Here is a 7,373-nt window from a genome sequence, read left to right as displayed (position 1 = left end):
CCACGACGCCGAAGCGCTCGGGGTCGTCCACGTGGTAGCCGAAGACCGTGGCCCTCCCCGACTCGGCGTTCTGGGCGGCGCGCGTCAGGTGGCGGGACAGGCCGTTGCCGTAGAAGATGTTGTCGCCCAAGACCAGGGCGCACGGCTCGCCGGCGATGAAGTCCTCGCCGATGGTGAAGGCCTGCGCAAGGCCGTCCGGCGAGGGCTGCTCGGCGTAGGACAGGTTCACGCCGTAGCGCGAGCCGTCCCCGAGCAGGCGCTCGAAGTTGGGGAGGTCCGTCGGCGTGGAGATGACCAGGATGTCCCGGATGCCCGCCAGCATGAGGGTGCTAAGCGGGTAGTAGATCATGGGCTTGTCGTAGACCGGCAGCAGCTGCTTGGAGGTCACGAGCGTGAGCGGGTACAGGCGCGTGCCGGACCCGCCGGCGAGGATGATGCCTTTCATTGGCTATAACCTTTCATTTCTTGCTGCCCTGCGGCCAGCGCGATTTCCGAGAAGGCGGGCGCAGCAATCGACTCCGAAAGCAACGAACTCGCCAAGATTTCCCTCTCGTAGAAGTTGCGACGAAACCATCTTGGCGAGCCGGCTTCCTTCACCAATCTCACTTGCATGCATGAGTTCGTCTGCATGCGTTTCGAGAAAGAAGCCAACAGCGCGGTTGCGGGCAAACTGTTGGGATGGCGTCAAGTTATGCGAGTGATAGACCTCTGCACGCGGCTCGTAAGCCACCTTCAACCCTGAGGCGATAAACCTTGCCGCCATGAGCATGTCCTCGTTGGTGTTAACGTGCTCGAATCCGCCGCATTTGAGATATGCAGTTCGTCGATAAGCGGAACAGGCATCAGATGCAAAAAAAGTCTTAATACCGAGTTTCTCGAGATCACATTTGGAACGAACGGATGGCCGGTCGGGATAGTTGAAACCACGCACCAGCTGTTCAAAACGTCGGGCATCCGCCTTAGGCAGCTGCCTGCCGCTTACGAGAGCGATATCGGAATCATCAAGCATGGGAGCAACAAGCCGCTCCAGGTAATCATCAGAAACAGGCACAGCATCTTGGGTAAGGAAGCATACAAAGTCACCCCTCGACTCCCTTAGTGCCATGTCTCTTGTGGTGCCGTGGTTGAAATCCTGGCGATCAATCTTCAGAAGGCGGACTCTTTTGTGCTGCCGGACCAGCTCTATAGTTTTATCTTCCGAAGCGGAATCAACGATAAGGATATCAACCGGCTGAATAGACTGGTGTTCGAGGGCAATTAAAAGCCCATCGATTTCATGCTCAGCATTAAGAGTCGGAATGATGACGGATATTTCCATCTATCGGCCCGTCCTCTCCTTGCCAAACATGGCGCCGAAAGTGCCAGCAAAACACTTCCAATCCATTCGGAAACAACGGTTCCGCACGTAATGCAATTCGATTTTTTGGCGCAGACCGCTTTCAAATGACGCATCGTTGCGATCCGTCGCCTGCCATAACCCGGTAATTCCAGGTTGAACCGAAAGAAATACAACCTTATCCTCATCAGAAAAATGCATTTCGAGTTCATCACGCGTAATGGGACGAGGACCGATAACGGATAAATCACCATTTAAAACATTAAGAAACTGCGGCATCTCATCGATAGAGCACTTACGAATAAACTGCCCGACCTTAGTGATGCGCGGATCGTTATCGACCTTGCGCTCAATTTCCCACTGATGCAGCTGCTCAAAATTTAAATACTTCTGAACATTGCCAGCATCGGCAACCATGCTGCGCAGCTTAAAGATCTTAATGACCTTGCCATTTTTGCCAATTCGCTCCTGGGTGTACAAGGGACTACCCGGAGACTCTAGACAAATCAGGACGCACACAAGACCCACTGGAATGAATAAAATAGCGATCGCCATAAGACTAAACACAAGGTCAAACAGCCTCTTGACGATGCGATACCCAAGCGTACCGCTCGGCTTTATCTGATTGAAAGCCAGCGCACCAACCGTTGATGTACAACTCTCTGTTACTTCTTTAGCAGTCACGATAAAACTTACGTCCCTGTCCCCAGGAACCCCCCCTGTCCATGAATCAAAATGCGAACGAATTGCCGGTGCAACGTCTCCCTTACGTTTTGCTGGGCACGTCGAGCGGAAGTAACTCCCTAAATGCGGAGTCGCCTTCGCCCACGTCCACCAGGCACCAGCGTTTATGACGGTCGATCTTCTTTACACGGGCCTCTTGCCCCACCAAGGGACCCTGCTCTATGTGCAACACGCCGTCTTCTATGCGCGCAACGCTGTTACGCACCACGCCGTCGTCGTCCAGCACACTGCGGTACCAGCCCTGCGCGTCGTCCGGCATGGGCATGTACGCCCGCTCCCTACTGCCGGCGATGCGGCAGCCAAAGCTCAACTGGGCCAAAGCCCTATCGAGCGCGGCAGCATCGTGCGTAGCGACGAAGAAATATTCCTTGTACATGGGTTTGGTTTGGAGCGACCAGGCACCGTCCCGCTTAAACCAGAACTCCTTTTGCATCACAAAAGCGTCCTGCATAAGGTTGTGCGGGATAATGCGGCGGACCTTTTCGCAGGTCTCGCGCTCTTTTCCATGGGGGGTGTGAACCAGATACCAGCGAACGCGGCCGTGCTGGCTGCTGATGGTGGCGCCGTTAAAAGCGCCTGGCAGCTGCTCTTGGCGCCGTGCCGTCTGTTCCATGTTCTCGCCCCCCCTTTGGCTTTGCGATGCACGCAAATGCAGGGGCGTTTAGAACAGGCTTCTCGCTCGCAGCTAGGCGCAGTCGCAAAAGTACAGGTTTTTGTAGAGGGGTATGGAGATGTATCTACCGGCAGGACATTTTGCGTAATCTGGGCAATCGCTGATTAATTGCTCGTATAATTGCCTATGTCGAAAGATACAAAAACCTGTACCTTTTTGTGCAACAAAAAAGCCGCTCAACCAGCGGCTTTTCTAATTTTGGTAGGAAAAAAGGCGACCGCCCTGTGTGGACGGTCGCCTTTGTTAATTGTTGTGAAGCTTGCCTTAGGCGCGAGTCTTAATCTCCTCGGTCACCTTCGCAACAAACTCGTCGACACCCATCTGAACGGTCTCGTTGGAGCGATCGCGGACGGAGATGTTGCCGGCCTCGACCTCCTTCTCGCCCAGGATGAGCATGTAGGGCACGCGGTCGATGCTGCGGGCCTCGCGGATCTTGTAGCCGATCTTCTCGTCGCGGTCATCGCAGACCACGCGAATGCCGGCCTCCTCCAGCTTGGCGCACACCTCGTGGGCGTAGTCGCGGCTCTTCTCAGAGACGGGAAGCGCCTTGACCTGCACGGGGGCCAGCCAGGTGGGGAACTTGCCCGCAAAGTGCTCAATCAGAATACCGATAAAGCGCTCGATGGAGCCAAAGCACACGCGATGCAGCATGATGGGGCGCTTCTTGGTGCCATCGGCGTCCACGTACTCCAAGTCAAAGTTGAGCGGCATCTGGAAGTCGAGCTGCACGGTACCGCACTGCCAGGTACGGCCGAGCGAGTCCTCCAGGTGGAAGTCGATCTTGGGGCCGTAGAAGGCGCCGTCGCCCTCATTGACCTCGTAGTCCATGCCCAGCTTCTCCAGAGCGGTGCGCAGGCCCTCCTCGGCGCGAGCCCAGTCCTCGTCAGAACCCATGGAGTCCTCGGGGCGGGTGGAAAGCTCAACGTGGTACTTAAAGCCAAACTTCTGGTACACGGAGTCGATGAGGTTGACCACGCCCACGATCTCGTCGGTCAGCTGGTCGGGACGCACAAACAGGTGGGCGTCGTCCTGGTTAAAGCAGCGCACGCGGAACAGGCCGTGCAGGGCGCCGCGCAGCTCGTGACGGTGCACCAGGCCAATCTCGCCGGCGCGAATGGGCAGCTCGCGGTAGGAGTGCGGCTTGGAGGCGTACACCAGCACGCCGCCCGGGCAGTTCATGGGCTTAATGCAGTACTCTTCGTCGTCAATAACGGTGGAGTACATGTTGTCCTTGTAGTGGTCCCAGTGACCCGAGGTCTTCCACAGCTGCTTGTTCATGATGAGCGGCGTGGAGATCTCCACGTAGCCGGCCTTGTGGTGAATCTCGCGCCAGTAGTCCAGCAGCGTGTTCTTAAGGATCATGCCGTTGGGCAGGAAGAACGGGAAGCCGGGGGCCTCGTCGCGCATCATAAAGAGGTCCATCTCGCGGCCGATCTTGCGGTGATCGCGCTTCTTGGCCTCCTCCAGCATGTGCATGTGCTCGTCGAGCTCTTCCTTGGTGGCAAAGGCGACGCCGTTGATGCGGGTGAGCATCTTGTTGTCCTTGTCGCCCTTCCAGTAGGCGCCCGAGACGCCGGTGAGCTTAAAGGCCTTGAGCGCCTTGGTGTAGCAGATGTGGGGGCCGACGCACATGTCGATGTAGTCGCCCTGCTGGTAGAAGGTGATGCGGGCGTCGTCGTCCAGGTCGCCGATGTGCTCGACCTTGTACTTCTCGCCGCGCTCTTCCATAAGGGCGATGGCCTCGGCGCGGGGCTTCTCAAAGACGGTGAACTTGAGGTTCTCCTTGACGATCTTCTTCATTTCGGCCTCGATCGCGGGGAAGTCGTCCTCGCTGATCTTGACGCCCTCGGGCAGGTCGACGTCGTAGTAGAAGCCGTTGTCGGTCGCGGGGCCGTAGGCAAAGTCGGCCTCGGGGTACAGGCGCTTAATGGCCTGCGCCATGATGTGCGCGGCGGAGTGGCGGATGACGTGCGTGACTTCGTCCTGCGGGAGCTCGGCCACCGAACCGTCATTGTAGAGTGCCTTCATGGGTATGTTTTCTCCTCTCGGATGCCTGATGCAAGTGCGTGCGATGCGCTCGGCGTTTTAACTTGCATCATTATAGGCAGGTTGCCTTGGTATACAAGCGCCCGCCGCACCTTAATGGCACGGCGGGCGATTTTCTACGCATGCTTCATCGCGTGGGGGCGGCGCGGGGCGCGTGGCGGCCGTGGCTTGCGGCCGACCCGACGATGGATGCGTTACTGGATGCGAGTTCGGCAGTAGGGGCAGACCTTCCAGTGCGCATCGAGCGGGCGATGGCAGCTGGGGCAGACGTTGCGAACCTGAGTGTCGCACACCGGGCAGACGACGAAGTCCTTCTCGATGGGCGCCCCGCACTGCGGGCAGGTGCCGTACTGGGCAAGCTGGCGCTCGCGCAGGGCCATGTCCAGCTCCTGCTCCTCGCGGTCGGATGCGTAGGAGTGCGGGCGCAGGACCAGGTAGGCGATGAGGCCCACAAACGGGATGAGGGCGATGATGCCCCATGCCACGTAGGCGCTGGCGCCGCGGCGGCGAGCGTCGATGAACACATAGACGACCGACAGCACATACAGGGCGATGATAAAGCCAACGAAGGCATAGACGACGCCCATAAGCTGCGGCGACATGAGCTCGGAGATGTACTTGGACATTGGGGTGTACCTTTCGGATTATTAACAGTCCGGTCAAGTTTACCACGGGGTTTGTTTATATGGGACCACGGCTAGGGGCGGGGCTGGTGCGGACACAAACATCTCAATCTGTAACAGGTGGAGGCGGAATCCGGGTATAGGTGTTACAGATCGAGACACAGAGGTCCCTCCCCGACTTCAATCTCGATCTGTAACATCTTGGGCCCCAAAACCCCTCTTACTGTTACAGATCGAGACATTCAAAATCCGCCGGAAGGTTTGTCTTGATCTGTAACATCTAGAACCCAAATCCTCGTCTAACTGTTACAGATGGAGACGAACGGTTGCCTTAGTTGTCGACAGACGAGGCCAACATCCGTGCCGGGTCTCCAATCGCCTGCCGTTGGCGGGTGTTGCGGGGCTGTTCGCCGCATTGCCGCCGCACTAGGGGCGCGCAGACCGTAGGATGGTTTTATTGACAGCCTGTCAACTTATCTGGGAGGCACCGTGGCAGAAACGTTTGATATCGCAATTGTGGGCGCGGGCATTACCGGGTGCGCCATCGCGAGGCAGCTCGCGCGGTTTGACCTGTCCATTTGCGTAGTCGAGGCGGCTAACGATATTGCGCTGGGCGCGTCGAAGGCCAACGGCGGCCTGGTGCACGCTGGCTACGATCCGGCGGCGGAAACCGTAAAGGCACAGGTCAACGCCCGTGGCTGCGAGTTGTACGGTACATGGGCGCAGGAGCTGGGCTTTCTGTTCTGCCGCACCGGGTCGATGGTGTTGGGCTTTAACGACGAGGACCGCACGCATCTGGAGCAGCTGCGGTGCAACGGCCATGTCAACGGTGTTCCCGAGCTGTCGATCGTCGGACCCGACCGCATCCACGAATTAGAGCCGCGTGCCAGTGCCGATGCAACGTACGCGTTGTGGTGCCCCTCGACTGGCTTTGTCGATCCGTTTGAGGTTGCCATCGCCGCGCTGGAGAACGCCGTGGCCAACGGGGTGACGTTTATGCGCTCCGCACCCGTGGAGGCGATTGAAGTCGCGGGCTCGGGCGACGACGCGCGCTTTACGTTGGCGACGCCCGCCGGAGACGTGCGCTGCCGCTACCTGATCAACGCCGCGGGCAACGGCGCCGCCGACATCTCGCATATGGTGGGCGCCGAGGAGTTCCAGATGGTCTGGCGTCAGGGCAACATCGTGGTGCTGGATAAGGAACCGCGCACGCTCATGCCGCTCTACCCTGTTCCCACGCCAATGTCCAAGGGCGTTATCGTCACGGGTACCGTACATGGCAACACCGTGATTACCGCGACGGCTGCCGTGCGCGAGCCAGGCGACACGCAGACCTATGCGAGCGATGTGAACACGCTGCTGACCGGCGCGCGCAAGCTGGTGCCCGATCTGGATACGCGCCGCGTGGTGCGCGCATTTGCCGGCGGGCGTCCGGTCATTCAGGGTACGAACGACTTCTTTATTGGGCAGTCAGCCGTGGTGCCGGGGCTATTCCAGGCGGCAGGCATTCAGTCGCCGGGCGTGGCGAGCGCGCCGGCCATTGCCGAGCGCATGGAACAAGTCCTGCGCGATGCCGGCGTGGACCTGCACGAGCGGGCGGACTGGAACCCAATTCGCCGCGAGCCGGACGACTTTGACCGCGCACCGCTGGCGCGCAGGGAAGAGCTCATTGAGTCCGATCCCGCGTGGGGGCAGATTGTCTGCCGCTGCGAGACGGTGCCCGAGGCCGAGATTGTGGCCGCGATTCGGCGCCGCCCGGGCGCGGTTTCGGTCGAGGGCGTCAAGCGCCGCTGCCGTGCCGGCATGGGTCGGTGCCAGAGCGGTTTTTGTCAGAGCCGCGTGGTGGCGATTCTGGCCCGCGAGTTGGACTGCGACCCCAGCGAGGTGCTGCTGGAGGATACCGGATCTTGGTTGGTTGAGGGACTGCTGAAGGGGGTGCGCTAGGATGGCG

General features: G+C 59.1%; 7 protein-coding genes. 1 reads left to right on the top strand and 6 read right to left on the bottom strand.

Annotated features, from left to right (window positions below; genetic code table 11):
* The 6 genes from DW233_RS07405 to DW233_RS07380 all read right to left on the bottom strand — a co-directional run.
* Positions 1-445 (bottom strand): sugar nucleotidyltransferase (locus DW233_RS07405; protein WP_158567827.1); only part of this gene is annotated, 445 nt, incomplete at its 3' end.
* A 3-nt stretch (positions 446-448) separates the two neighbouring features.
* On the bottom strand, positions 449-1,318 hold the full coding sequence (locus tag DW233_RS07400; protein WP_117786961.1) for a glycosyltransferase family 2 protein: 870 nt from the start codon (positions 1,316-1,318) through the stop codon (positions 449-451).
* On the bottom strand, positions 1,319-2,020 hold the full coding sequence (locus DW233_RS07395; protein ID WP_118267526.1) for a sugar transferase: 702 nt from the start codon (positions 2,018-2,020) through the stop codon (positions 1,319-1,321). It lies immediately after the preceding gene.
* A gap of 82 nt (positions 2,021-2,102) precedes the next feature.
* Positions 2,103-2,693 carry a hypothetical protein gene (locus DW233_RS07390; RefSeq protein ID WP_117786963.1) on the bottom strand — a complete coding sequence of 197 codons (591 nt, stop codon included), beginning with the start codon at positions 2,691-2,693 and terminating at the stop codon, positions 2,103-2,105.
* A 324-nt stretch (positions 2,694-3,017) separates the two neighbouring features.
* Positions 3,018-4,781 (bottom strand): threonine--tRNA ligase, encoded by a 1,764-nt coding sequence (gene thrS, locus DW233_RS07385; protein ID WP_118267525.1) that lies wholly within the window; start codon positions 4,779-4,781, stop codon positions 3,018-3,020.
* Positions 4,782-4,993: 212 nt separating this feature from the next.
* Positions 4,994-5,425: a zinc ribbon domain-containing protein gene (locus tag DW233_RS07380; RefSeq protein ID WP_055251579.1), complete on the bottom strand. Its 432-nt coding sequence runs from the start codon at positions 5,423-5,425 to the stop codon at positions 4,994-4,996.
* Positions 5,426-5,911: 486 nt separating this feature from the next.
* On the opposite strand from DW233_RS07380, the gene DW233_RS07375 reads away from it, so the two are divergent.
* A complete protein-coding gene (locus DW233_RS07375; RefSeq protein WP_118267523.1) occupies positions 5,912-7,366 on the top strand; it encodes an NAD(P)/FAD-dependent oxidoreductase in 1,455 nt (484 codons plus the stop codon).
* Positions 7,367-7,373: the final 7 nt, after the last annotated feature.

Origin of the sequence: Collinsella sp. AM20-15AC (genome assembly GCF_003471405.1) — a bacterium.
Lineage (GTDB): Bacteria > Actinomycetota > Coriobacteriia > Coriobacteriales > Coriobacteriaceae > Collinsella.
The sequence above is the reverse complement of the archived record's forward strand: the minus strand, read 5'-3'. Positions and strand labels throughout refer to the sequence as shown.

What these genes read in the sequence shown, in the direction of transcription:
- DW233_RS07400 (WP_117786961.1), bottom strand. Translation starts at nt 1,318, where the DNA reads ATGGAAATATCCGTCATCATTCCGACTCTTAATGCTGAGCATGAAATC.
- DW233_RS07390 (WP_117786963.1), bottom strand. Translation starts at nt 2,693, where the DNA reads ATGGAACAGACGGCACGGCGCCAAGAGCAGCTGCCAGGCGCTTTTAAC.
- thrS (WP_118267525.1), bottom strand. Translation starts at nt 4,781, where the DNA reads ATGAAGGCACTCTACAATGACGGTTCGGTGGCCGAGCTCCCGCAGGAC.
- DW233_RS07380 (WP_055251579.1), bottom strand. Translation starts at nt 5,425, where the DNA reads ATGTCCAAGTACATCTCCGAGCTCATGTCGCCGCAGCTTATGGGCGTC.